The sequence below is a fragment of the Aeromonas sp. MaB10011B genome (assembly GCF_017939325.1).
In the GTDB taxonomy this organism is placed as follows: Bacteria; Pseudomonadota; Gammaproteobacteria; order Enterobacterales; family Aeromonadaceae; genus Aeromonas; species Aeromonas caviae.
The window spans coordinates 1-22,957 of sequence record NZ_JAGKRK010000031.1; the positions used below are offsets into that span (position 1 = coordinate 1).

General features: G+C 60.4%; 26 protein-coding genes. 5 read left to right on the forward strand and 21 right to left on the reverse strand.

What is annotated here, in order from left to right; all coding sequences use genetic code 11:
* Positions 1-323 precede the first annotated feature (323 nt).
* Together J9893_RS09930 and J9893_RS09935 are read left to right on the forward strand one after the other, a co-directional pair.
* Positions 324-1,313: a luciferase-like monooxygenase gene (locus J9893_RS09930; RefSeq protein WP_210601815.1), complete on the forward strand. Its 990-nt coding sequence runs from the start codon at positions 324-326 to the stop codon at positions 1,311-1,313.
* A 233-nt stretch (positions 1,314-1,546) separates the two neighbouring features.
* Entirely contained in the window at positions 1,547-2,047 is a 501-nt protein-coding gene (locus tag J9893_RS09935; protein WP_206865755.1) for a 2TM domain-containing protein, read from the forward strand.
* A 152-nt stretch (positions 2,048-2,199) separates the two neighbouring features.
* Here J9893_RS09935 and J9893_RS09940 read toward each other — a convergent pair whose 3' ends face one another.
* The 6 genes from J9893_RS09940 to lptD are packed head-to-tail and all read right to left on the reverse strand — an operon-like array spanning position 2,200 to position 8,998.
* Positions 2,200-3,021, reverse strand: a complete 822-nt coding sequence (locus tag J9893_RS09940; protein ID WP_210601814.1) for a symmetrical bis(5'-nucleosyl)-tetraphosphatase — start codon at positions 3,019-3,021, stop codon at positions 2,200-2,202.
* A gap of 6 nt (positions 3,022-3,027) precedes the next feature.
* Entirely contained in the window at positions 3,028-3,390 is a 363-nt protein-coding gene (apaG, locus tag J9893_RS09945; protein ID WP_010673206.1) for a Co2+/Mg2+ efflux protein ApaG, read from the reverse strand.
* Positions 3,391-3,394: 4 nt separating this feature from the next.
* Positions 3,395-4,207, reverse strand: coding sequence for a 16S rRNA (adenine(1518)-N(6)/adenine(1519)-N(6))-dimethyltransferase RsmA (gene rsmA, locus J9893_RS09950; protein WP_010673207.1), 813 nt, complete (start codon positions 4,205-4,207; stop codon positions 3,395-3,397).
* A complete protein-coding gene (gene pdxA, locus J9893_RS09955) occupies positions 4,197-5,243 on the reverse strand; it encodes a 4-hydroxythreonine-4-phosphate dehydrogenase PdxA (RefSeq protein ID WP_246875544.1) in 1,047 nt (348 codons plus the stop codon). Before pdxA ends, rsmA begins: the two co-directional genes overlap by 11 nt.
* Positions 5,243-6,535 (reverse strand): peptidylprolyl isomerase SurA, encoded by a 1,293-nt coding sequence (surA, locus tag J9893_RS09960; protein WP_010673209.1) that lies wholly within the window; start codon positions 6,533-6,535, stop codon positions 5,243-5,245. The genes pdxA and surA overlap by 1 nt, the downstream gene beginning before the upstream one ends.
* A 30-nt stretch (positions 6,536-6,565) precedes the next feature.
* Positions 6,566-8,998: an LPS assembly protein LptD gene (gene lptD / locus J9893_RS09965; RefSeq protein ID WP_039040025.1), complete on the reverse strand. Its 2,433-nt coding sequence runs from the start codon at positions 8,996-8,998 to the stop codon at positions 6,566-6,568.
* A gap of 174 nt (positions 8,999-9,172) precedes the next feature.
* Here lptD and J9893_RS09970 point away from each other — a divergent pair, with 174 nt between their 5' ends.
* The 3 genes from J9893_RS09970 to djlA are packed head-to-tail and all read left to right on the forward strand — an operon-like array spanning position 9,173 to position 11,692.
* A complete protein-coding gene (locus J9893_RS09970) occupies positions 9,173-10,183 on the forward strand; it encodes a phosphotransferase (protein ID WP_052816415.1) in 1,011 nt (336 codons plus the stop codon).
* Positions 10,180-10,848, forward strand: a complete 669-nt coding sequence (gene murU / locus J9893_RS09975) for an N-acetylmuramate alpha-1-phosphate uridylyltransferase MurU (RefSeq protein ID WP_201996042.1) — start codon at positions 10,180-10,182, stop codon at positions 10,846-10,848. Before J9893_RS09970 ends, murU begins: the two co-directional genes overlap by 4 nt.
* Before the next feature lie 19 nt (positions 10,849-10,867).
* Positions 10,868-11,692, forward strand: a complete 825-nt coding sequence (gene djlA / locus J9893_RS09980; protein WP_069784555.1) for a co-chaperone DjlA — start codon at positions 10,868-10,870, stop codon at positions 11,690-11,692.
* 84 nt (positions 11,693-11,776) lie between these two features.
* On the opposite strand, the gene J9893_RS09985 is transcribed toward djlA, so the two are convergent.
* The 15 genes from J9893_RS09985 to J9893_RS10055 form a co-directional block, all read right to left on the reverse strand.
* Complete coding sequence (locus J9893_RS09985; RefSeq protein ID WP_104454691.1) at positions 11,777-13,132, reverse strand: NCS2 family permease; 1,356 nt, start codon at positions 13,130-13,132, stop codon at positions 11,777-11,779.
* 255 nt (positions 13,133-13,387) lie between these two features.
* The gene (locus J9893_RS09990; RefSeq protein WP_039040029.1) at positions 13,388-13,717 is read right to left on the reverse strand and encodes a hypothetical protein; all 330 of its coding nucleotides are present in this window, start codon (positions 13,715-13,717) and stop codon (positions 13,388-13,390) included.
* 111 nt (positions 13,718-13,828) lie between these two features.
* Entirely contained in the window at positions 13,829-15,496 is a 1,668-nt protein-coding gene (gene ettA / locus J9893_RS09995) for an energy-dependent translational throttle protein EttA (RefSeq protein ID WP_010673216.1), read from the reverse strand.
* 28 nt (positions 15,497-15,524) lie between these two features.
* Positions 15,525-16,832 carry a DUF3596 domain-containing protein gene (locus J9893_RS10000; protein ID WP_128341967.1) on the reverse strand — a complete coding sequence of 436 codons (1,308 nt, stop codon included), beginning with the start codon at positions 16,830-16,832 and terminating at the stop codon, positions 15,525-15,527.
* Positions 16,808-17,023 carry an excisionase family protein gene (gene xisR, locus J9893_RS10005; RefSeq protein WP_307773191.1) on the reverse strand — a complete coding sequence of 72 codons (216 nt, stop codon included), beginning with the start codon at positions 17,021-17,023 and terminating at the stop codon, positions 16,808-16,810. Before xisR ends, J9893_RS10000 begins: the two co-directional genes overlap by 25 nt.
* A 60-nt stretch (positions 17,024-17,083) precedes the next feature.
* Positions 17,084-17,542, reverse strand: coding sequence for a single-stranded DNA-binding protein (ssb, locus tag J9893_RS10010; protein ID WP_210601813.1), 459 nt, complete (start codon positions 17,540-17,542; stop codon positions 17,084-17,086).
* Positions 17,539-18,153 (reverse strand): 3'-5' exonuclease, encoded by a 615-nt coding sequence (locus J9893_RS10015; protein WP_210601812.1) that lies wholly within the window; start codon positions 18,151-18,153, stop codon positions 17,539-17,541. The genes ssb and J9893_RS10015 overlap by 4 nt, the downstream gene beginning before the upstream one ends.
* Positions 18,154-18,174: 21 nt before the next feature.
* Positions 18,175-18,474 carry a hypothetical protein gene (locus J9893_RS10020; RefSeq protein ID WP_041205538.1) on the reverse strand — a complete coding sequence of 100 codons (300 nt, stop codon included), beginning with the start codon at positions 18,472-18,474 and terminating at the stop codon, positions 18,175-18,177.
* Positions 18,475-18,487: 13 nt separating this feature from the next.
* Positions 18,488-18,904: a hypothetical protein gene (locus J9893_RS10025; RefSeq protein ID WP_210601811.1), complete on the reverse strand. Its 417-nt coding sequence runs from the start codon at positions 18,902-18,904 to the stop codon at positions 18,488-18,490.
* On the reverse strand, positions 18,901-20,595 hold the full coding sequence (locus J9893_RS21640) for a phage N-6-adenine-methyltransferase (RefSeq protein ID WP_246875545.1): 1,695 nt from the start codon (positions 20,593-20,595) through the stop codon (positions 18,901-18,903). Before J9893_RS21640 ends, J9893_RS10025 begins: the two co-directional genes overlap by 4 nt.
* Entirely contained in the window at positions 20,592-21,143 is a 552-nt protein-coding gene (locus J9893_RS10035; protein ID WP_210601810.1) for a hypothetical protein, read from the reverse strand. Before J9893_RS10035 ends, J9893_RS21640 begins: the two co-directional genes overlap by 4 nt.
* Positions 21,140-21,484, reverse strand: a complete 345-nt coding sequence (locus J9893_RS10040) for a DUF4406 domain-containing protein (RefSeq protein WP_210601809.1) — start codon at positions 21,482-21,484, stop codon at positions 21,140-21,142. Before J9893_RS10040 ends, J9893_RS10035 begins: the two co-directional genes overlap by 4 nt.
* 136 nt (positions 21,485-21,620) lie before the next feature.
* Complete coding sequence (locus tag J9893_RS10045; RefSeq protein ID WP_246875546.1) at positions 21,621-21,917, reverse strand: TM2 domain-containing protein; 297 nt, start codon at positions 21,915-21,917, stop codon at positions 21,621-21,623.
* A 281-nt stretch (positions 21,918-22,198) separates the two neighbouring features.
* Positions 22,199-22,516, reverse strand: a complete 318-nt coding sequence (locus J9893_RS10050; protein ID WP_182951248.1) for a hypothetical protein — start codon at positions 22,514-22,516, stop codon at positions 22,199-22,201.
* Positions 22,517-22,582: 66 nt separating this feature from the next.
* Positions 22,583-22,948 carry a hypothetical protein gene (locus tag J9893_RS10055; protein ID WP_182951246.1) on the reverse strand — a complete coding sequence of 122 codons (366 nt, stop codon included), beginning with the start codon at positions 22,946-22,948 and terminating at the stop codon, positions 22,583-22,585.
* Positions 22,949-22,957 lie beyond the last annotated feature (9 nt).

Consider the following 22,957-nt stretch of genomic DNA (forward strand, 5'->3'; position numbering starts at 1 on the left):
GGACAAGAAAATCTCTTTTCTAGTCTGACGGCGCTTACTGCTGAATTCACTGTCGGCGAAGGTGAGCTGATGACTCATAATGAACCCTTTTTCATGGCTCCAGATGACAAACATGATCTCATATCAGGGACTTGTTCGCACCTTCCCTAACAGTGTGCTTGCTGGATGACAAAAAGCCTAGGACTCGATCTTGCGCTCTTCAGCCCCAAATCAACAGCCGGCCTTCACGCTGCGTCCTTGCCCCTGTGGTGAGATGATTCGTTCAGATATCTCGTGCTACATTGCTCCCCTGATAAACGCCCTGTGAACCAATGGAGTGTCCCATGTCTGTCGTCCCCTATTCCGTGCTGGATCTGGTGCCCGTTCCCGAAGGTGGTCTGCCGGCCGAGTCGTTTCGCCACTCGCTGGATCTGGCTCGCCATGCGGAGCGCTGGGGTTACCATCGCTACTGGCTGGCGGAGCACCACAACATGCCGGGCATTGCCAGCGCCGCCACAGCGGTGCTGATTGGCCACCTGGCCGGGGGCACCACGACGTTGCGGCTCGGGGCTGGCGGCATCATGTTGCCGAACCACTCCCCCCTGGTCATTGCGGAGCAGTTCGGTACGCTAAGTTCCCTCTATCCGGATCGCATCGATCTCGGCCTGGGCCGCGCCCCTGGCAGCGATCAGCGCACCATGCAGGCGCTGCGCCGCCAGCGCAGCGGCGAGGTGGATGATTTCCCGGCGGATGTACGCGAACTGATGAGTTATTTTGGCGACGAGGTCGGTGCCGTGCAGGCGGTGCCGGGTCAGGGACTCCATGTGCCCATCTGGCTGCTGGGCTCCAGCCTCTACAGTGCCCAACTGGCTGCGGCCATGGGGTTACCGTTCGGCTTTGCCTCCCACTTCGCTCCCGCCATGTTGCTGCAGGCGCTGGAGATCTACCGTACCCAATACCGCCCCTCTGCCCGCTGGCCCAAACCCCATGCAGTGGTGTGCGTGAATCTGATCGCCGCCGACACCGACCGTGAGGCCCGCTTCCTGTTCACCACCCTGCAGCAGCAGTTCCTGCGTCTTTACCGGGGGGATGCCGGCAAGCTGCCACTGCCGGTGCAGACGCTGGGGGATGAGTGGTCTCCCCGCGAATTGATGGCGATGGAGCAGACCCTGGCTCGCTCCCTGGTGGGGGAGCCGGATCGGGTACGCCACGGCCTCAAGGCCCTGCTGGCCGAGACCGGTGCCGACGAGCTGATGTTCAACGGCCCCATCGTCGATCACCAGGCGAGGCTGCGCTCCTTTGAAATTGCCGCCGAGCTGATGCAGGCGCTATAAGCTCGACTCCCCGAAGAGCAGGGCGCTATCTTGCTAGAAGCGCCTCTGTCGCCCTGCTGTCAGGTCATCGAGAGGGGGCGTTGTGGGGAGGAAAGATGGGGTTTTTGCCCTCTCTATTTTATCTAATGCACTGAATTAAAAGGAAAGTCAGGTTGGTGTCAGGCTGCTGTCGTGTCGCATGCCACCCTCCGGCCCCTATGCTGGCCCCGTCAATCAACCACAAGGAGTTCGAGATGATCGTCAGGAAGTTGAGATTGCAGCGGGGCTGGTCACAGGAGCAGTTGGCCGCCTTTACCGGCCTGAGCGTTCGCACCATTCAGCGGATCGAGCAGGGTCAGCAGCCCGGACTGGAATCCCTCAAGGCCCTGGCCGCCGTCTTTGAGCTCGAGGTGGCGCAACTTGACGGTACAAGCCAACAGGAGCATGAGATGAGAGGGAGTGACACGATGGAACGGGATCCGATTCGGGTATCGGTAGAGGAGCGGGCCGCCATGCGTTATGTGGAGGGGCTCAAGGGCTTCTATTACCACATCGCCAGCTACCTGCTGGTAATATGCGGGCTGTTTGTCATCAACTACCTGAGCAACCCGGGCTATATCTGGGCCTGGTGGCCGGCACTGGGCTGGGGGTTGGGGCTGATCTCCCATGCCATCAACCTGTTCCAGCCCTTCAAGCTGTTCGGCCCCGAGTGGGAGCGACAGCAGATCGAGAAACGACTGGGACGCAAGCTCTAGGGTGAGCTGTGCACCATAAAAAACGGGCCCGGCAATACCGGGCCCGTTTTGTTTTATTGTCTGCAGCTACTTGGCGTTGGCGGGACTGTGAGTGACGATCAGGGCATCATCTTCATGGCACCACAGGGTTGCTCAGATTCAGCCGCTTATCGTCACTTGGCGTAGGTAGGGCAGGGGGTCGCGATCAGGGCATCATCTTCATAGCGCCACAGGGTGAGGCTGTTGCCCCAGACGCACCCGGTGTCGAGTCCCTTGATATCGGATTTGCCGGTGTTGCCCATCAGGGCCGCCCAGTGGCCGAAGACCAGAATGGGGTCATCCACATGGTGCTCGCGCTGCTCGAACCAGGGGCGCAGGCCCGGGGTCGATTCGGTGGGGCCCTTCTTGCATTTGAAGTCGAGGCGCCCGTCGAAGTAGCAAAAGCGCATCCGGGTGAAGCTGTTGATGATGTAGCGGTAACGCTCTATGCCTAGCAGGTTGTCGTTCCAGCTGTCGGGCTGATCGCCATACATGTTGTGCAGCAGCCAGCTGTACTGATCCCCGCGCAGCAGGCTCTCCACCTCCCGGGCACAACTGCGGGCGGTGTGGGCGTCCCATGCGGGGGAGAGGCCCGCATGCACCATCATGATGGGCAGGTCGGGGTGTTCTGCCAGCAGGGGACGGTGACGCAGCCACTCCAGCAGCTCGTCCCGATCCGGGGCCTCCATCAGCGCCTGCAGCTTGTCTTTCTTCTTGAGCGGGGCGACCCCGTGGGCTACCGCCAGCAGATGCAGGTCGTGGTTGCCGAGCACGGTGACGGCCTGCTGCCCCAGTGATTTGACGAAACGCAGGGTGTTGAGGGAGTCCGGCCCCCGGGCGACGAGATCGCCGCACAGCCAGAGCGTGTCGTTATCGAAGTCGAACTCGGCAAGATCCAGCAGACGGCGCAAATCGTCGTAGCAGCCCTGGATATCACCGACGAAACAGTTCGCCATGAAACCTCAGTTGATTATGTTGGGGACGGCCAGCGTGAAGGGGGCGATGGGGGCTTCGAATTGTTGCCCCGATTCATCCTGCAGGATGTAGCTGCCTTCCATCACGCCAAGCGGTGTGGCTAGGGGAACGCCACTCTGGTAGGAAAAGGTCTCGCCGGGGGCGATCAGGGGTTGTTCACCGACCACGCCGGGACCTTCCACTTCCAGCATCTTGCCATTGGCATCCGTAATGAGCCAGCGTCGATGCAGCAGTTGCACCGTGCCCGGACCCAGGTTCTCAATCTCGATGCGATAGAGAAAATGGTAGGGATCTGCGGTTCCCGCCACATAGCTGGGGTGGGGGCGGACCACTATCCGGGCTTGGGTCATGGGATCAGGCCTGTTGCTGGTCGGCCAGCCAGTTGGCGATCGTGACGAACTGCTCGAGGGAGAGATTCTCCGGGCGCAGGTTGCCATCGATGCCAAGCTCGGTCAGCTGGGCGTCGGTGATGAAGTTGGAGAAGCTGTTGCGAATGGTCTTGCGACGCTGGCCGAAGCCTTCGGTGCAGACCCGGTTCAGGCAACGAATGTCTTTCGCGACGATAGTCGGGTTCTTGTGCGGGATCAGACGCACCACGGCGGAATCCACCTTCGGCGCCGGCTTGAAGGCGCCCGGGCCCACTTCCAGCACCGGCACTACCTGACAGTAGTACTGGGTCATCACGCTCAGACGGCCATAGGCCTTGCTGCCCGGGCCGGCGGCCAGACGCAGCACCACTTCCTTTTGCAGCATGAAGTGCATGTCCTCCACCCGGTCGGCAAATTCGCACAGGTGGAAGATGAGCGGGGTGGAGATGTTGTAGGGCAGGTTGCCGAAGATGCGCAGCGGCCCCTTGCCTTCCCCCATCAGGGTGCTGAAGTCAAAGCGCATGGCATCGGCTTCGATGACGGTCAGCTTCTCTTTCAGGGTGGGGTGTTCGCGCAGACGTGCGGCAAGATCCCGGTCCAGCTCGACCACGGTCATCTTGTCCATCTGGGCGGCGACCGGCTCGGTGAGCGCGGCCAGACCCGGGCCAATCTCCACCAGATTCTGACCCGGTTGCGGGTTGATGGCGGCCACTATCTGGTCGATCACATACCGGTCGTGCAAGAAGTTCTGACCGAAACGCTTACGGGCCGTGTGGCCCATGTGCACCTTACTGCTCATATCTTTTTTTCTCTACCATCTGGATGGCGTGGTTGATCGCGGTGGTGAGGCTGCCGGGGTCTGCCAGGTTCTTGCCTGCCAGATCCAGCGCGGTGCCGTGGTCCACCGAGGTACGGATGAAGGGAAGTCCGAGGGTGATGTTGACCGAGTTGCCAAAGCCCTTGTACTTGAGCACGGGCAGCCCCTGATCGTGGTACATGGCGAGTACCGCATCCGCATCCTTGAGGTATTTGTCCTGGAACAGGGTATCGGCCGGCAGCGGGCCGACCAGATCGATCCCTTCCTGGCGCAGGGCGGCCAGGGCGGGTTCGATGACATCGATCTCTTCACGGCCCAGATGACCCCCTTCCCCGGCATGGGGATTGAGGCCGCAGACATAGATCCGGGGCTGTTCGATGCCGAATTTGCGCTTGAGATCCGCATTCAGGATGCGGATCACCTTGCCAAGGCGATCCTCGGTGATGGCCTTGGCCACATAGGCAAGGGGAATATGGGTGGTCGCGAGGGCCACTCTCAGCCCTTCGGTGGCCAGCAGCATCACCACATCGGCGGTGTCGGACTGCTGGGCGAAGAACTCGGTGTGACCGCTGAACGAGACGCCCGCCTGGTTGATGATCCCCTTGTGCACCGGCCCGGTCACCACGGCGGCAAATTCGCCGCTCAGGTTGCCGTCGCAGGCGCGCTGCAAGGTAGCCAGCACATAGGCGCCGTTGCCCTCATCCAGCTTGCCTGGCACCACGGGGGCGCCGAGCGGCACGGGGCAGACGGTCAGAGTCCCCGCCCGCTGCGGACGAGTGGGGGCGCTTTCGTCATAGGGTTCAAGCTCGACGGGCAGCCCCAGCAGGGCGGCCCGTTCGCGCAGCAGGGCGGGATCGACGATCACCACCAGCTGATGGGGCCAATCCTGCTGGGCAATCTGCAGGACCAGATCCGGACCGATCCCGGCCGGTTCACCCGGGGTGATGGCAAGCCGGTGGCAGCTCTGTTGTGCCTCGGTGTGCCCTGGATGCGCCTTGATCATCTGCGTGTCGCCCATCAATTGGGTTCGATCTGGATGTAGGCTTCGTCGCGCAGCTCATCCAGCCAGGCCTGGGACTCTTCGGCGAAGCGGCGGTTGAAGATGAGCTGGTAGGCGCGTTGCTCCTGGGCCTTGCCGGTGGCGTCCTGGCTGCGGCGATCCTCGAGCTGCACGATGTGCCAGCCGTGGCTGGTGCGGAAGGGTTCGCTGATCTGGCCCGGTTGCAGGCGACCCAGCATGTCGCGGAATTCCGGCACATAGACGTTGGGATCAGACCAGCCCAGCTCGCCACCCTGCACCGCAGAGCCCGGATCCTCGGAGTATTTCTCTGCCATGCTGGCAAAGCTGGCCTTGCCGCTCTTGATGTCGTGCAGGATGCCGTCCAGGGTGCCCTTGGCCTTCTCCTCGCTCAGGATGATGGAGGGCTTGATCAGGATGTGGCGCGCCTTGACCTCGGTCTGCATGACCTGTTGCTGACCCTTGGTGTCGAAGATCTTGATGATGTGCAGACCGGCGCCGGAGCGCAGCGGGCCGACGATGTCACCCTTGCCGGCCCCTTGCACGGCTTCCGCCATCAGGGTGGGCATCTCCTGCGGGCTCAACCAGCCCCAGTCACCCCCTTCCAGCGCCTTGGGACCGTTACTCTCGGCAATGGCCAGCTTGCGGAAGTCGGCCCCCTCTTTCAGGGACGCCAGAATGCGCTCGATCTTTGCCTTGGCAGCGTTGAGCTGCTCGGCATTCGGGTTGTCCGGCAGCGCGACCTGGATATGGCCGATATGATATGACGTCTGCTGCTGGCCCTGTTTGCTCAGGGCCTCGACCACCTGCTTGACCTCCTGATCGGAGATGTTGATGCGACGGCGGACCTGGCTGCGGCGCACCTCGTTCATCAGGATCTCGCGGCGCACCTCCTCACGGTACTGGGCGTAGGTCAGGCCTTCCCGCTCCAGTTGGGCGCGCAGTTGCTCCAGGTTCATCTTGTTGTCGGCGGCAATGCTCTGGATGGCCTGTTCCAGCTGGGTGTCACTGATCTTGAGCCCCTGGCGCTCCGCCAGTTGCAGTTGCAGGCTCTCCTGGATCAGGCGATCCAGTGCCTGCTTGCGCAGGGTGACGTCATCGGGCAGGGACTGGCCGCTCTCCTGGGCAGAGGCCTTGACCTTTTGCACCAGGGCCTCCTGCTGACTGGCCAGCACCACATCCTTGTTGACCACGGCCAGCACCTTGTCCATCAGCTCGGGGGCGGCGAGTGCACCCTGGCTCATGACTCCGAACAGGCCTGCGGTCAGCAGGGAAATCAACGTCTTCTTCATATCCATCTCTCAAGGCGTTTGCCAGACCGGTTACTGGTCTCGCAGGTTAAACGGACGAATGTAAGGCAGTGCTTCGGTGTCCAGGGAAGTGCCCTTGGAGCCGGTACCCACGCTACCCAATCCTTTCATTTCAAATTGAATGCCGAGGCTGCGCTCGGACGTCGGGGTCAGGTTCACGTTGTCTGGCGTGTTGACCCATTCCAGGTTGAAGTTGATGCTCCAGCAGCAGGAGTCGTATTTCAGACCCACCTTGCGGTCCACTTTGACGTTCTGGTTGAGCTCCTGATAGTAGCCGCCATAAAGGTGCCAGCGATCGTCCAGCGGGGTGGTCAGCAGCAGGCCGATCTGGTTGAGATCCGTCACCTGGCCCTTGTGGTCGAGGTCGTAGTTGGCATCCCGCACGAAGCGGTGGTTCAACTGGCTGATCAACTTTTCGTGACGGTATTCCAGGGCGCTGTTGGCAGAGCTTATCTGGCGCTGTTCCATATCATATTGTGCCCCCGCATGGGCATACCACTGCTCGTTGATCTTGGCGTCACCCTCGAACGACAGCGGGGAGCGGGTATTGGTGCTCAGCTCATCGCTGCTGTAAAGCTTGACCCTGGGCGCCACGAAGTCGAAGGCTTGGGCAACGGCCAACCGGATTCGTTCATCCCCGGCCGGATCATAAATGCGGGTGGTGACCCCCAAGGAGAGCCGGTTTGAGTCGCTGATGCGGTCCAGACCGGCGAAGCGGCGATCGCTGAAGAGGCTGTAGTAGTCCTGGCGCATGGTGGTGGAGTCATAGACACCGATGTTGTCCTGATCCTTGTAGGGCACATAGAGGTACTGGAATTCAGGCTCCAGGGTCTGGTTGGCACCCTCGCCAAACCACTGCTGATCCCGCTCGAAGGTCATGCCGCCCTTGAGACGGAACGAGGGCAGTACCCGGGTGATGGTCCCCTCTTCCAGGGTGACGTCGCCGCCCTCTCTCGGGGTGAAACGATTGGTGAAGGTGCTGCTCATCTGGTCAGGCACCGTCTGGTCGTAACGGGTGTACATCAGCTTGTACTGGCTGTCGAGGAAGTAACCCGCCTCGTCAACGAGGGGGATAGTCAGGGTGGGGGCCGTGTAGACCCGGGTGCCGGTGTAGGCTTCACCCTTGTTCTGCTCGATGGCCTGATCGTTGTTGTAGCCGAAGTTGGTCAGCTCGGTATTCCAGGCCAGATCGTACCAGCTGCCCTGCTGGTAGTAGTTGTGGTTGATGCGCGGCATCAGCTCGTGGGGCTGCTGGGCGCTGGCCAGCAGGATCTGGTAGGTCCGTACCTCGGCATCGAGGTTCCAGTTCTGCTGGTAGTAACCCGCCTTCAGGGATTGCTGCAACTGGTTGTCGACCTGGGTCCCCACCTTGGGGGTGAAGTCGTTGAAGTAGTTGTAGTCCTGGTCCCGTACCTTGGTGTAGTCCACCGACACCCGCATGGCGTTGTCCATGAACATGGAGGTGTGGCGGGCACTGAGCAGGTAACGGTGACCATCAGAGAGATGCTGATTGAGGCTGGCCGTCTCGTCGTACTGCTTGTCGTCCGCCAGGTTCTCGAAGTAGAGGCTCCCCACGTGGGCCGGGTCCGGCATGTAGCGGAACTCGACCTGTTCCATCAGGCCCCGTCTGTCCATGAAGCGGGAGGTGATGGTGGCATCGTAGTTGGGGGCGATGTTCCAGTAGAACGGCTGGGTGATGTCCATACCGTTCTTGGAGCTTTGGGTATAGCCCGGGTAGAGCAGACCGGTCTTGCGCTCATCCTTGATGGGGAAGTTGATATAGGGGAAGTAGAAGACCGGATAGTCATAGAGCCAGAGGCTGGCGTTCCAGGCCTCCCCAAATACCTCGGACTGATCGATGTCGATGCTGCCGGCCTTCAGGGTCCAGGCCTCCTGGCCCGGTGGGCAGGTGGTGTACTGGGCCCCTTCCAGAGTGATGTTCTGGTTGTTGTTGGTCATGGTCACCTTTTCGGCGAAGCCGCGCACCGGTGAGCCATGGACCTGATACTTGCCCTCTTCCAACTCGGAGTTCTTGGTGTCCAGGTTGGATTTCAGGGTTTTGTCGCTGGTGACCGTGATCTGGCCATCGTTGTAATAGATGTTGCCGATGGCGATGACATCCCGGCTCTTCTGGTCGAGCTGGGCATAGTCGGAGTCGAACTTGCGCACGCCCTGGCGCACCTTGACGTCACCCTCGTAGACGGCGGTACCGCCCTGCTTGGCCTCCAGGCGATCGGCATCCACCTCGACGGGCTGGGCATTGGCGTCCTGGTCCGCACTGGGCTTCTCTATCTTGGGAACATAGTCATAGCAGAGGCTGTCGAGGATCCCGGTAGCGGGTGGCGCATTGAGTGGCGCTGCCTGGGCCATGAGCGGGCTCAGGGCAGGAACAAGGCTGATGGTCAGGGCGATGGGACAGGAGTATCCCAGTGTCCATTTTGTCATGTGAAAGGCTCGCGCAATCCGTAGTAAAAACGGTGGATTCAGGGCATGCATTTTATGTCAGGATCCATCGAGTTGACATTGCATGTCATTGCTTTATGTTAGCCGGCAATGATAAAGCATTATTGCGGCCAGGGCTAACAGCCAAGTGCTGCTTTCCAACTTGGTTCCCGACTCATGCACGATCGCGCTTCCCTGCTTTTGCAATGGGCTCGCCGGATTTCCGGTGACGCCAACCTCTCGTTGACGCTTATTTCCGGTGACGCCAGTTTCCGCCGCTACTTCCGGGGCGGCGGTCTGGTGTGGGTGGATGCTAATCCGAAAACCGAAAAAAATCATGAATTCGTTCGCAATGCCACCGCCCTGCACGATGCGGGGCTGCTGGCCCCCGAGGTAAAGGGGGTCGACTACGAGCAGGGATTGCTGGCGGTGACGGACCTGGGGGATACCCAGCTTATCGGCTGCCTGAACGAAGCGAGCGTACTGGCCTGGTATGGCAAGGCCATCGCCCTGCTGCCAAGGCTCGGCACTGTGGCGCTCGAGCTCGAGCCCTTCGATGAGGCCTTCATGGCCCGCGAAAATGCCATCTTCCCCGAGTGGTTGCTGGGACATCACCTACAACTGACCCTGAGCGATGAAGAGCTGCAGTTGCTGGCGGAGACCTTCGCCTGCCTCACGGCGAGCAACCAGGCCCAGCCACAAGGAGTGATGCACCGGGACTTCCACAGCCGCAACCTGATGGTGTGCGGCGGGATGAACCCGAAGGAGAGCGACCTCGCCCTTATCGACTTCCAGGACATGGTCATCGGGCCGCTGAGCTATGACCTAGTTTCCCTGCTCAAAGATTGCTACGTGCGCTGGCCGGACGCGGTGATCGAGCAGGGCATGCGACTTGGCTTCGACACCCTGCAAGGGGCCGGCCTGCTCGGCAATCTGGACTATGCCGCGTTTCGTCGCGCAGCCGATCTCACCGGCATGCAGCGCCATCTCAAGGCGGCGGGTCTCTTCACCCGCCTCTATCACCGCGATGGCAAGGCCGGCTACCTCAAGGACATTCCCCGCACCCTCGGCTATGTGGTCGATGTTTGTCGCAGCCATGGCGCCGCCTATCCGGTGCTGGCCCGCTTCGGCCAGTGGCTGGAGCAGGTGGTGCTGCCCGGATTGGCGCGCACCGGGGTGACACCATGAAGGCGATGATCCTGGCCGCGGGGCGGGGGGAGCGGATGCGCCCGCTCACCGATCTGCTGCCCAAGCCGCTGCTGGCGGCGGGGGGCAAGCCGCTCATCGTGCACCATATCGAAAAACTCAAGGCAGCCGGCGTGACCACACTTGTCATCAACCACGCCTGGCTCGGACACAAGCTGGTGGCGGCACTCGGCGATGGCAGTGCGCTCGGGGTATCCATCCACTGGTCGGCCGAAGAGAGCGCGCTCGAGACCGCCGGCGGCATCGTGCAGGCGCTGCCTCTGCTGGGCAGCGAACCCTTTCTGGTGATCAACGGCGATACCTGGCTCGACCTGGATTATCGCGCTCTGGTGAACCAGCCGCTTGGGGAGGATCTCGCCCACCTCTGGCTGGTGCCCAACCCTCCCCAGCATCCGCAAGGGGACTTCTCCCTGCAAGCGGGTCGGGTGCTGGACACCCCGGCCCTCACCTTCAGCGGCGTCGGCCTCTATCACCCCGCCGCCTTTGCCGGCTTGCCCTGCGGGGTGCGCAAGCTGGCCCCCCTGCTGCGCGACTGGATGGCGCTGGGACGGGTGGGTGGCAGCCTGCTGGCTGGCGAGTGGCGCGACATCGGCACAGTGGATCGGCTGCGCGAGCTGGACGAGCAACTGCTCGCCGGCACCCATTAACATCACGAGGTCTTGAACCATGCGTATTTGGGGCAAGGTGCTTGGCACCTTCTTCGGTTTTCTGCTCGGCAACATCTTCGGTGCCCTGCTGGGCCTGTGGATCGGCCATCGCTTCGATCGGGGCATGGGGATCCGCGGGGCCTTCCAGCGGGCACCCAGCCAGCAGCAACAGGCCGTCTTTTTCCATGCCACCTTCGCCGTCATGGGCCACATCGCCAAGGCGAGCGGCCAGGTCACCGAGCACGAAATACGGGTCGCGTCCAACCTGATGGACAGGATGCGGCTGGCCGGAGAGCAGCGGGTACGGGCTCAGGAGTCGTTCCGCCTTGGCAAGGAGGCGGACTTCCCCCTGCGCGAGACCCTGGCGGAGTTTCGCCAGGCGAGCCTGGGGCAGCGTGACATCCTGCGCTTCTTCCTCGAGGTCCAGCTGCAGGCCGCCTTCGCCGACGGTCAGGTGGAGGCGAACGAGCGGGCCATCCTGCAAACCATCGCCGACGAGCTGGGGTTCAGTCGCATCGAGCTGGCCCGCATTCTGGCCATGGCCGAGGCCCAGATGAACTTCTTCCACCGTCAGCAACAGCAGGGCAGTGGCCAGGGGCAGCAATACCGTCAGGAGCCCCCCTCCCGGGATCGCCTCAAGGATGCCTATCAGTTGCTTGGGGTGAACGAGAGCGACAGCGATCAGGAGATCAAGCGTGCCTATCGCAAGGAGATGAGCAAGCATCACCCTGACAAGCTGGCTGCCAAGGGATTGCCCCCCGAGATGATGGAGATGGCCAAGGAGAAGACCCAGGAGATCCAGCAAGCCTGGGAGTGGATCCGCGAGGCCCGCGGTATTCGCTGAGCCCTGTACCCGCCAAAAAAAATGCCCGTCGATGACGGGCATTTTTGTTTTCAGAGTCTGGTTTTTCTTTTCATGGAAGAAAAATCAGTGGGCATCGACCCAGACAAACTTGAGGACGAAGAGCAGAGCCACCACCAGCACGCAGGGGTTGATCTCGCGCCAGCGGCCGGTGCCCGCCTTCATCACGCAGTAGGAGATGAAGCCCACGGCGATCCCCTCGGTGATGGAGAAGCTGAACGGCATCATCACCGCGGTCATGAAGGCCGGCACCGCTTCGGTCAGGTCTTCCCACTTCACCCGGGTCAGCTCGGAGCACATCAGCACGCCCACGTAGATGAGGGCCCCCGCTGCGGCATACGCCGGCACCATGGCGGCGACCGGAGAGAAGAAGATGGCCAGCAGGAACAGGATGCCCACCACGATGGCGGTCAGGCCGGTGCGACCGCCGACGGCGACGCCGGAGCTGCTCTCGATGTAGGCCGTCACGGACGAGGTCCCCATGAAAGCGCCGCCGACGGAGCTGACGCTATCGACCACCAGGGCCTGCTTCATGCGCGGGAAGTGTCCCTTGTCATCCGCCAGCTTGGCGCGGTTGGTCACGCCGATTAGGGTGCCGGAAGAGTCGAACAGGTTGACCAGCATGAAGGAGAAGATGATCCCGGCGAGGCTGATGTCCAGCGATCCCATCAGATCCAGCTGGCCGAAGACGGGGGTGATGCTCGGCGGTACGGAGACGAAGCCCTTGAAGGTGACGTCGCCGAACAGCCAGCCCAGGGTGGTGGTCACCACGATGGCGATCAACACGGCGGAGTGGACGCCACGGGCGGAGAAGATGCAGATGAGGAAGAATCCCAACAATCCCAGCAGGCAGGGCAGGGAGGTGAGGTTGCCCACGGTCACCATGGTGGCGGGGCTCGCGACCACGATGCCGGCATTGTGCAGGCCGAGCAGGGCGATGAGCAGACCGATGCCGGCGGTGATGCCGACCCGCAGGGTCAGGGGAATGTTGGCGATGAGCCAGTAGCGTACCCGCAGCAGGGTCAGGATCAGCAGGCCCAGCGCACCCCAGAAGATGGTGCCCATGCCGACCTGCCAGGAGTAGCCCATGCCGGCCACCACCACGAAGGCGAAGAAGGCGTTGAGGCCCATGGCGGGAGCCAGGGCGATGGGCAGGTTCGCCAGCAGACCCATCAGGATGCTGCCGATGCCGGCGATGAGGCAGGTGGTAACGAACACGGCCTGGGTGTCCATGCCGGCCGCAGAGAGGATCTGCGGGTTGACGAAGACGATGTAGACCATGGTCAGGAAGGTGGTGATGCCGGCGATCACCTCGGTGCGGGCCGTGGTGCCATGACCGCGCAGGGCAAACAGGCGCTCGAGCAATCCCTGCCCGGCAGCCGGGCTGGCGGTCTGCCCGGTAGCGTGATGTGGTTGATTCATGTTGGATTCCAATGGGTGACGTGAAATAGGCAGCAGGAGGCCCGGCCCATCCATGCGGGGCGACGGACCCTGATTCTGGCGGTGAAGTGACCAGACTCGTCCTGATACCGTGACAGCGCGCACATTTTCACACAGGCGGCCAGGTTTACAAACCCCGGATGTGCGAGGCGGATCAATGAATAGAGTAAAAATTCAAACGTTTTCCCCCGGAGGCAGGAAAAAGGGGACCAATAGAGCCCCGTTTCCACATCGGGATCAACGGTTTTTCTGGTAGCGTTCGATAAGCTGGCTCAGCACGGCATCGCTCTGCTCCAGCAAGGGATCGAGGGCCAACCCCATGCGTTGTAGCAGCAGGGTGGCCTGGGTTTCGCTCAAGGGACGGCCATCGAGGAAGTAGGCCTGCTCGGCCAGTTGCTTGTCATGGCGGGGCAGCAGCACCCAGTGCACTCGTCGGGGTTCGATGGCGGCGAGGATCCGGTTGGCGGCCGCGCAGAAGGTATCGATGTGCTGCTTGCCATCCGGCCCCAGACAGCCGGGTTCGAGCCGGATCTGGATGGTGAGTCTGGTGGTGGAGGCTTGGGTCATGGGTCGCTATCGCTGGGGTAGAGGTGGAGATTGTAAGTCAGAAGAGGCAAAAAAGGGGAGCCCCGGCTCCCCTTGTGACGTCATACCTGGCGGCGCGGCTGTTGCCTCGCCTTACTTGGCAATGCGCTTGTACTTGGCGCGGCGCGGCTGGATAGCCTCGGCACCGTAGGTTTTCTTCTTCCACTCTTCGTATTCGGTGAAGTTGCCTTCAAAGAATTCGATCTTGCCCTCGTCCTGGTAGTCCAGGATGTGGGTGGCGATGCGGTCGAGGAACCAGCGGTCGTGGGAGATGACCATGGCGCAACCCGGGAACTCCAGCAGGGCGTTCTCGAGGGCGCGCAGGGTTTCGATGTCCAGATCGTTGGTCGGTTCATCCAGCAGCAGCACGTTGCCGCCGGTCTGCAGTAGCTTGGCCAGGTGCAGACGGCCACGTTCACCACCGGAGAGCTCGCCGACCCGCTTCTGCTGGTCGGAACCCTTGAAGTTGAAGCGGCCGATGTAGGCGCGGCTCGGGAACTCGTAGTTGCCGATGCGCAGGATGTCCTGGCCGTCGGCGACTTCCTCGAACACCGTCTTCTTGTCGTTCATGCTGTCGCGGAACTGATCCACGGAGGCCAGCACCACGGTGTCACCCAGGGTGATGGAACCGGAATCCGGCTGCTCCTGACCCGACATCATGCGGAACAGGGTCGATTTACCGGCACCGTTCGGACCGATGATGCCGACGATGGCACCCTTCGGAATGGAGAAGGAGAGATCGTCGATCAGCTGGCGGTCGCCATAGGACTTGCAGAGGTTGGCCACCTCCACCACCTTGTCGCCCAGGCGCGGTCCGGGCGGAATGAACAGCTCGTTGGTCTCGTTGCGCTTCTGGTAGTCGTTGGTGTTGAGCTCTTCGAAGCGAGCCATACGAGCCTTGGATTTGGCCTGACGGCCTTTCGGGTTCTGACGAACCCACTCCAGTTCCTTCTCGATGGACTTGCGACGGGCGGCTTCGGAACTCGCTTCCTGGGCCAGACGGGCATCTTTTTGCTCCAGCCAGGAGGAGTAGTTGCCCTCCCAGGGGATGCCTTCGCCGCGGTCCAGCTCCAGGATCCAGCCCGCCACGTTGTCGAGGAAGTAACGGTCGTGGGTGATGGCCACGACGGTGCCTTCGTAGTCGTGCAGGAAGCGCTCCAGCCAGGCCACGGATTCCGCATCCAGGTGGTTGGTCGGCTCGTCCAGCAGCAGCATGTCCGGTTTTTCCAGCAGCAGGCGGCACAGGGCTACCCGGCGGCGCTCACCCCCGGAGAGGTGCTTGATCTGGGCATCCCAGGCCGGCAGGCGCAGGGCGTCGGCCGCACGCTCCAGCTGGTTTTCCATGTTGTGGCCGCCCTGGGCGGCGATGATGGCTTCCAGCTCGCCCTGTTCGCGGGCCAGCTTGTCAAAATCCGCATCCGGGTCGGCGTAGGCTGCATAGACCTCGTCGAGGCGCGCCATGGCGCGTTTGACGTCGCCGACCGCCTCTTCGACCGCTTCGCGTACGGTCTGCTCCGGATCCAGCTTCGGCTCCTGGGGCAGGTAGCCAATCTTGATGCCGGGCTGCGGACGGGCTTCCCCTTCGATCTCGGTGTCGATACCCGCCATGATGCGCAGCAGGGTCGATTTCCCGGCGCCGTTCAGACCCAGCACGCCTATCTTGGCCCCCGGGAAGAAGGAGAGGGATATGTTCTTGAGAATATGACGCTTGGGCGGCACGACCTTGCCAACCCTGTTCATGGTGTAAATAAATTGAGCCATTGGCTAATTCTCTTTAATTTACAGGTTGTTATTGTGTTGCTGTGAAATCTTGGGGCTGTATTGGGGCCAAATCTGAAAAGCTGGCCCCAAGCCTGCCCCAAACCCTGTCCGCTTCGTCGCGGTCTTGTTCGGGAATCCATTTGCCATAGACTGTTCGCACCATGGTGCTGTCCTCGTGCCCAAGGTAAGACGCAACCCATTCAGGGTTGGCGCCAGCGGTCAGCATCCAGCAAGCAAATGTATGGCGCATATGGTATTGGGTTCGGCGGCGAATGCCAGCCCTCTTTATCAACCTGTCCCATTTGTCGCCCAAGGTGAAGGCTGTGTAGCAGATACTGAGCCCGGGCGTCTTGCTGGTGACGTCTGGACTAAATACAAACGTGACCTTCTCGTCGACCTGCCGGCGGTCCCTCAACGTCTTCTTGATGTAATGGGACTGGCGCATGGCTGTCATTGGCCGCATGCGCTTCAGCGCCTCGATTGCAGGGGGCAGGAGTACAATGGTTCGCTCATGTCCGGTCTTCGGTACCTTGAAGTTGCGGGCCTGGGTGATGTTGCGGCGGATTTGGAGCTCCCCGCGCTCCAGGTCAACATCCTCCCATGCTAGGGAGCAGAGCTCCCCAGTACGCATGCCTGTCCAGCATGCGAGCTGGATCCACATCGCATCCATATCGTGCCGAGCTGCTTCCTGCAGGCGCCGGAACTCATCTTGATCAAAAGGGTCTGGTTTATCCCGGATCACTTCCACCTTGGTCAGCACTGAAGAAAGGTCCTGGTGGGTGTAGCCGTTCTGCTTGGCGAAGTTGAACAGCCCAGCGGCGACCATCATGTAGTAGTTGACCGATCTCGGAGCCAAGGGCTTGCTGGTTCTGTTCCGCGGCTCGGTCATCAGGTACCGGCGCCATTGTTGCAGGTCTTCGGTCCGGAAGGTGCTGACGATCCGGGTGTGGTCCAGGTCGGCGGCCATCATCCCCAGAATGGAGCGATAGCGACCACGGGCGTTATCGCCGATGTCCACATCCTTGATCTTCAGGTAGTGCTCCACTAGGTCACCTAGCGAAATGTCACGGCTTGCAGTCGTGCCAGCGAACCGGTGGGCATTCTTGCTGTCTGGGAAGTGCTTGGCGTAGTCGAACACCCCGATGGCAATCTCGTGCAGGATGGCCTCCCGTTTTCGGGAGGCATGCTTGATGTTGGCTTTGGTGGCCGGCATGTTGAGCGTTTCCCGGCATCGCTTGCCGTGGAAGCGGAAGTCGATGCGAAGGCTCTTGCCGTGTAGTTCGACACCTGGTGTTACCGCAACGATGTCGATCAGTTCTTGGTTCCGGTCAGCCAATCCTCATATCTCCGCCAGTGATAGACATACTTCCCATCCGGGGCCAACTTGTAGTGGACCCCCTCTATAAGCTGGCCCTTCTTCCGCTTCTCGCTGATGGCCTTCTCAGTGTACCCGAACATCTCCCCCAAAACTCGAGGCAGAACCCAACTGGGGCGTTCCATCACAACCACTTTCTGATGCATATTCATGTCTCCTTTACGCCTCACGGCTAGAAGATCGGCCCCATGGGGCCACTGTCTTTCGTTGGCCTAGAACGGCAGATCGTCGTCATAATCGATGGGTGGTTCGGTGTAGGCCGGCGACTGCGCCGGTTGTTGGGTTGGCCTTGGCTGACCGCTTGCTCCCTGCTGTTTCCCTCCTCCATTCCCTCCCAACATCTGCATCACACCGGTGAAGCTGTCGACCAGCACCTCGGTGGTGTAGCGCTCCTGGCCTCTCTGATCCTGCCATTTGCGGGTCTGCAGTTTCCCTTCCACATAGACCTGTGAACCCTTCTTCAGGTACTGGCCCGCCACTTCGGCCAGCTTGCCCACAAGCACCACCCGGTGCCACTCGGTACGTTCCTTCTGCTCGCCGGTCTGCTTGTCGCGCCAGCTTTCGCTGGTGGCCAGAGAGAGGGTGGCGATCGCCATGCCACCCGAGGTGTATCTGATTTCAGGATCCTGACCCAGGTTGCCGATCAGGATGACTTTGTTGATGCCTTTCATTCATTACCCCGCGACACTTGTCCTTCTGCCAGCTGCATCTGTTCGGCATCCCGGATACAGTCATGAAGTGAGTGATGGGGGACGAACCAGTCTGGCTTTTGCCACTCATCCAGATACCCCTTGCTGCCACCAGATAGCGCATCGATGTAGGTCCGTACATCCCGCACCTGGTTGTATTTCCATGGAACCGGCAGGCTGAAGTCCTCGAACAGGGAGACCAGAATCGGCGGATCAAAGTCGGTGGCGCGGGCAAAGGGCTGTGCTCCCTTCATGAAATCGGAGAGCAGGATCAGCGCCTCCCGCACCGGGGTATTGCTGCCGTTGATGATACCGTCACGGGCCTCTTTACCCTGCTTGTTCCACCAAGCCACCGTCCCCGGGTCAACGGTGCGACCCGCCAGCAACTGCTCGGTCACATTCAGCTTGAGGTGCAGGACGTTCTCGCCCTCGGTGGAGAGGCGGCCATTGTCGATGGTGATCCCCACCTCGGCATCGTGCTTGTTGAAGCGGACGGCAGAGAGAGTGAGCACCACCGCCTTCTTGTCCATGGCCAGGGTTTCGGTATCGAATACCACGGTGTCGCCCTGATACCGCTCGGCTTTATCGTTCATGTCGTGATTTCCTCTGGACGGTCAGCTGTTCGTGATGGTTGCAAGCAGGGCATGGATTGCGTTGATTGATACCGCCTTGTCCGCATCAGGAGCAGGAAGGGATCGCATAACCCCCTCCATCTGGCGCAACTCGGCCTCGGTGTTAACACCGATCAAGCCAGCCAGCGCCGAGCGCAGCAAGGCAATGTCAGCCTCGGCCTTTCGCAGCGGATGCGCCTTGCACACTTTGATGTGATCGGTCAGGACTTGGCTGCCATGTGCCGGGGTATCCTGCGGATATTCGTGGCCACAATACACACAGGTGAGAATTCTTTCGTTCATGTCGTGTTTTCCTCTAACCATTCTGTTCGCTTGATGCGACCGCCCTGCGATAGCCGCCGTGGGTCGCCTGGGAGTTATTCAGGCAGCGGGTGATGCCGACTCGAATAAAACCGCCAACACGCTCGGCATCGGTGATGCTGGCGAACCTGACGGTTTGCTCTTTATCGTTGGTGCCGATCACCGGGGTCTTGTGCCACCGCGGTGGCTGAACCTGGTCAACATAGAGACGGCGAGCATGCCGTCCCTTGCCGTTGTCGTCGGTAATGCGGCCATGCTCTACCCGGGTGGTGAAGCGTGGCTCACGCTGGATCTGGCTGATCAGTACGCTGGCCTTGATCGCGGTGATAGAGAAGGCCGTCGCCACCTCTCCACAGAGGGCGCCCTCTTCCCTGGCGTGAATCCATTCGGCCACGTCTTGGACGATGCTCATGCCATCACCTCATTCACTCGGGTAATGGCGTTGATCATCACGCTCTTTTGCGTGACGGGGCTGAGGGTCGGCTCGTTATGCAGGGCGTTCATAAAGGCGATGACGGCCTCCTGGCGGTGCAGGTCGAGCATGGTGAAGGACTCGGTGAAGTTGTATCCCTCAACCTGCTTCAGAGTGGAGACAGCCTTGCGCAGCAGCACCTTGGTTTCCTCGTCCAAAGTGGTGTATTCGTCCATGAGCTGCTCATCGCTTACTGAGATGGCGATCGCTACCTCCCGGGCGGTGTAGTGCTCCTTGGCGCCGTAGAGCACGGTCAGCACGGCGACAAAGCACGACCACTCGGCGCCGCCCAAATTGAGCTCGTTGTTCTGGTAGTCAAAGGCCCAGTCCTCGAGCGGCTTGGTGCTGGGTTCCTCGGTTGGGTGGTGGGCATCCAGCAGCTCGAGCTGCCGCTCTGCATGGTTTGGCTCTGGGCTGGTGGCTTCGACACTCTGCACCAACAGCTCGGCGGCCTTGGCGGTGGCCAGTTCCAGCAGATCGCCTGGGGCCGTCAGGTTGTCGATGATCCAGGCGGCCAGCTCGGCGGTCCTGGCCGGGGTCAGGATGTCCGCATCGTCGATCTGGTAGATAACCCCCTTCACTGCGGGGTGGCGTTGCCAGTGGGGCAGGGTGGGGGAACGACTCTCTTCTGCGACAAAGCCCTGATGGATAGGCTCGCCGGCCAGCAGGTTGGCGACGGCCAGATCGAGCCGATAGAAGATCTCGGAGAGTGGATAAGGCTCGTCCAGCCAGCCTTGCACATAACCCCTGACCGTATCCTGTTGCTCTTCGCCGAGATCAACGCATTCAATTTGCTTGGCCATGATGCTGCTGGCATCGGCATAGCCCAGTTCGGCCGCCGCAGCGGCGCTGGCCTCGTTATCGTCGGCTGCTGGTGGTTCCCCCGCGGCCGGTTCTGTTTCGGCGGGTTGCTTCTGGGTGACCACGGGGGTCAGCTTGGGGTCGGCGTTACGGATAACGTGATCGGCGGCCAGGGTGAGCTCCACCGCTTGCCGGTGGATCATGTCGAGGATGATGGTGCCGGTGGTGATGAGATCGTCACGGCGCAGGCGTGCCTCGGGGCGGCGCTCGCCCTGCCAGCCGGCGTCGAAGATCACCACGGCTGAGGCAAAGCCGCTGGAGCTGGGCTTGTCCTTCTTCGGGTCGCGGGGCACGTACCAGCTCGGTACCTCAAAGCCGATGCGCCCGCTGATGAACTGGATGAAGTCGGCATCTTCCGGCCACCAGGTTTCGCTGGTGGCGGCCTTGATGAGCAACATGATCTTGGCGCCCAGCGCCCGTTGCTCGCGGCAGTAGTTGAGGATGGCCTCCATCCCGGTGATGGGGTTCCCCTCGCTATCCGTGCAGGGGCGCGAGTAGGGCGGGTTGGCGTAAGCTGCTCCACCGAGGCGGCGCAGGTCGGCGGCTAGCTCCTGGGTGAGGGCGTTGTCTTCGGCATCGTAGTAGTGCGGCACCAGGTGGTTGCAGTCGTCGGCGAACATGTCGAGCACCACCGGCCCCAGGGTGGGGGCGAACTGGTGGAACAGGCCCCAGGCCAGCGCCTTGGGGGTCTGCCATTGGTCGCCAATCTGCTTGAGTTCGTGGTCAGGATTGGCCTGCAGTTCGGCCAGCGCTTGGGCGTAGTGGTTCATGACGCACCGCCTTCCTTCTCTTTCAGTTGTGCCAAAGCGTATCGGCACGCATCATCAGGAGTCAGGCCCTGGCCGCTGGCCAGCAGCACGCCATCATTCTCCTTCGGATTGGTACGCAACCATGCCATCCAGTCTGTGGTTCTGGTGCGGCTCAGTTCGATATAGAGGAACGGGTGAGTGTCAATCAGCTGTTCTGCCACGCAGAGAAACTCAGCTGATGGCAAGTTGGTGGTGAACTCCTGCAGAGCGCTTTCAGCCTCAGCCAGCCATGCCTTGATGGGGTTCACGGAGTGAGCATCTGCGACCTCTCCTGCCAAGGTGAGGTGGGTTGCCATGCGCTGCACCAGCGAACGCAGAGCACGGACCCGCCCAGCCTGAGCAGTCAGAGTTAAAGCGGCCTGCTGAGCTACAGCAGTGATGGACTCTTCAGTCCATCCTTCGTGGCCACGTTCGTCTTCCCAAAGAACCTCAAAGGCATCGTTATAGATATCGTCAGCCTCTGTGCTGGCAATGGTCTCGAGCAAATAGATAAGGTTGTCCAGCTTCATGCCGCCTCCTCTTCCTTGGTGGGGTACCAGGCAAATCCGTCTTCGGCTTGGCGGATGACCTTGCCGCACTTCATGGCGAGTTGGAACTCGGCGGTGGCGCCCTGGCTATCGCGCCAGCCCGGGAGCATGACCAGTTCGTCGGCGAGCATGACCATGGGCAGGCAGCAGGCCATGTACTCGGCTTGGTTCAGGCCCTCGGGGAGGGTGGCAGGGTTGAGCGGGATATGGCCGCGCTCACGCTGGTGGTTGGCCTCGGCATGGAAGGCGGGGCGGTTGCAGTCAGGCAGGCCCGACATGGGGCCGGCGATGTAGATGCGCTTGTGGTGTTGCTGGTTAGACATGGTTTATCCCGTTCACTGGTGTGTCTGGGGCAAAAATACGATATGTATTCATGGTGGTCAATACGATTTGTATTTTTTTGGTGTTTGGGCATGAAAAAGCCCACCATGCTGGTGGGCTCTTACTCTTATGTCGGATTCAGGTGGTTGCGTACTTCTCAGCAAAGCTCTGATCTGACGAGCAGAGATAAATGATGAACTCGATAAAAGCGATAAAAGACGGGATGAATGTCCAGCAGAAGACCAGATATAGAATCCCCTGCATGGTCTTACCAAGATAAAACTTGTGAATGCCTAAGCCACCCAAGAAGAGGGCCAGCAATGCCGCCGTGATCCTGCTCTTACTCGTGCCATATACTGCTCCACAATGTGGGCAGGACACCGCCGTTTTATGAATCTCTTTACCGCAGCCGCGGCAAAAAACCATCTCTGACATATTAACTCCTTGTTGGTTTGACGATCTTGCTACTCATTCGCTGAGTGATTTTCTTCACGTTTGCGTCCTTGACGAAATCAAACTGCATTATCCCAAGGCTTGAGGTCTAGATCATAAACTCTGAAGCCAGCTAGAATGTTCCAGCACTTTCCACTGTGAATACAGTGGCTTTTGAATATGGCAGTTTAAAAAACTCAGCTTTTTAACCAGTTATCACTTGGCTATCGATAGAAATTAGGCGGCGATCAGTAGGTACGCCGTGAGGCGACAACGAATTGTTTTTATCGATCGTAGGTCTTGCCGCCAGTCGAAATACTGTAGAGCCATGAACTGTAAGGAAGCCGCCCCAAAATCGTGGCATTTTTCCCAACTGCAGCAATTGTCATTCCCCTGCATAGGAGGCTAACCCCACCTTGCATTCTCTCACACATAGCATCCGGGCTGTCGATGAACTCTGTCTTGTTCAGGCGAATGATAATAGCGGTCTGACCTTTCGGTATAGCTCCAATTGGTGGTATGACAAACAGGGTAAGTTGCGTGTAGCAAACGATTGTTGTCACTGCGAGAATTACTAGACCTGTGAGTGTTATTTTTTTCATCCTTGATTTCTCCTTTTCGCCAATTCCTAGATCAACTACTTATTGGCACTACGGCTTATGAAACGGCTACCAGCTCAGCTCTTCACTGCTGGCCTTCAGGTTTTCTTGGTACATCATCCAGAGGGTGTTGTAATTGCACATATCAATGCCGCCATCACAGTAGTCCAGAATCACTCGGTCCATGATGTCACGGTTTTTGGCTTGGGTGGCTTGCTTGAAGTCGGCGAGGTTCTGCTGTTCCATCATACGCAAGGTGGTGGGCTGGCACATATCGAGCTGGCCGTCGCAGTAGTCGTGCTTGACACGATCCTTGATATAAGCGATCACCTCCTTTTTCTGGGCCTCGGTACCGTCGAAGTCCATGGGGTGGATAAATCCCGCCTGGGCAAGCAGCGGCACGCTGGCGATCAGCAAGGTGGCAAGTCGTTTCATGTATTTCTC

Excerpts from the sequence above, each read along its gene's own strand:
- J9893_RS09930 (WP_210601815.1), top strand. The coding sequence starts at position 324 with ATGTCTGTCGTCCCCTATTCCGTGCTGGATCTGGTGCCCGTTCCCGAA.
- J9893_RS09935 (WP_206865755.1), top strand. The coding sequence starts at position 1,547 with ATGATCGTCAGGAAGTTGAGATTGCAGCGGGGCTGGTCACAGGAGCAG.
- J9893_RS09940 (WP_210601814.1), bottom strand. The coding sequence starts at position 3,021 with ATGGCGAACTGTTTCGTCGGTGATATCCAGGGCTGCTACGACGATTTG.
- apaG (WP_010673206.1), bottom strand. The coding sequence starts at position 3,390 with ATGACCCAAGCCCGGATAGTGGTCCGCCCCCACCCCAGCTATGTGGCG.
- rsmA (WP_010673207.1), bottom strand. The coding sequence starts at position 4,207 with ATGAGCAGTAAGGTGCACATGGGCCACACGGCCCGTAAGCGTTTCGGT.
- pdxA (WP_246875544.1), bottom strand. The coding sequence starts at position 5,243 with ATGGGCGACACGCAGATGATCAAGGCGCATCCAGGGCACACCGAGGCA.
- surA (WP_010673209.1), bottom strand. The coding sequence starts at position 6,535 with ATGAAGAAGACGTTGATTTCCCTGCTGACCGCAGGCCTGTTCGGAGTC.
- lptD (WP_039040025.1), bottom strand. The coding sequence starts at position 8,998 with ATGACAAAATGGACACTGGGATACTCCTGTCCCATCGCCCTGACCATC.
- J9893_RS09970 (WP_052816415.1), top strand. The coding sequence starts at position 9,173 with ATGCACGATCGCGCTTCCCTGCTTTTGCAATGGGCTCGCCGGATTTCC.
- murU (WP_201996042.1), top strand. The coding sequence starts at position 10,180 with ATGAAGGCGATGATCCTGGCCGCGGGGCGGGGGGAGCGGATGCGCCCG.
- djlA (WP_069784555.1), top strand. The coding sequence starts at position 10,868 with ATGCGTATTTGGGGCAAGGTGCTTGGCACCTTCTTCGGTTTTCTGCTC.
- J9893_RS09985 (WP_104454691.1), bottom strand. The coding sequence starts at position 13,132 with ATGAATCAACCACATCACGCTACCGGGCAGACCGCCAGCCCGGCTGCC.
- J9893_RS09990 (WP_039040029.1), bottom strand. The coding sequence starts at position 13,717 with ATGACCCAAGCCTCCACCACCAGACTCACCATCCAGATCCGGCTCGAA.
- ettA (WP_010673216.1), bottom strand. The coding sequence starts at position 15,496 with ATGGCTCAATTTATTTACACCATGAACAGGGTTGGCAAGGTCGTGCCG.
- xisR (WP_307773191.1), bottom strand. The coding sequence starts at position 17,023 with ATGAATATGCATCAGAAAGTGGTTGTGATGGAACGCCCCAGTTGGGTT.
- ssb (WP_210601813.1), bottom strand. The coding sequence starts at position 17,542 with ATGAAAGGCATCAACAAAGTCATCCTGATCGGCAACCTGGGTCAGGAT.
- J9893_RS10015 (WP_210601812.1), bottom strand. The coding sequence starts at position 18,153 with ATGAACGATAAAGCCGAGCGGTATCAGGGCGACACCGTGGTATTCGAT.
- J9893_RS10020 (WP_041205538.1), bottom strand. The coding sequence starts at position 18,474 with ATGAACGAAAGAATTCTCACCTGTGTGTATTGTGGCCACGAATATCCG.
- J9893_RS10025 (WP_210601811.1), bottom strand. The coding sequence starts at position 18,904 with ATGAGCATCGTCCAAGACGTGGCCGAATGGATTCACGCCAGGGAAGAG.
- J9893_RS21640 (WP_246875545.1), bottom strand. The coding sequence starts at position 20,595 with ATGAACCACTACGCCCAAGCGCTGGCCGAACTGCAGGCCAATCCTGAC.
- J9893_RS10035 (WP_210601810.1), bottom strand. The coding sequence starts at position 21,143 with ATGAAGCTGGACAACCTTATCTATTTGCTCGAGACCATTGCCAGCACA.
- J9893_RS10040 (WP_210601809.1), bottom strand. The coding sequence starts at position 21,484 with ATGTCTAACCAGCAACACCACAAGCGCATCTACATCGCCGGCCCCATG.
- J9893_RS10045 (WP_246875546.1), bottom strand. The coding sequence starts at position 21,917 with ATGTCAGAGATGGTTTTTTGCCGCGGCTGCGGTAAAGAGATTCATAAA.
- J9893_RS10050 (WP_182951248.1), bottom strand. The coding sequence starts at position 22,516 with ATGAAAAAAATAACACTCACAGGTCTAGTAATTCTCGCAGTGACAACA.
- J9893_RS10055 (WP_182951246.1), bottom strand. The coding sequence starts at position 22,948 with ATGAAACGACTTGCCACCTTGCTGATCGCCAGCGTGCCGCTGCTTGCC.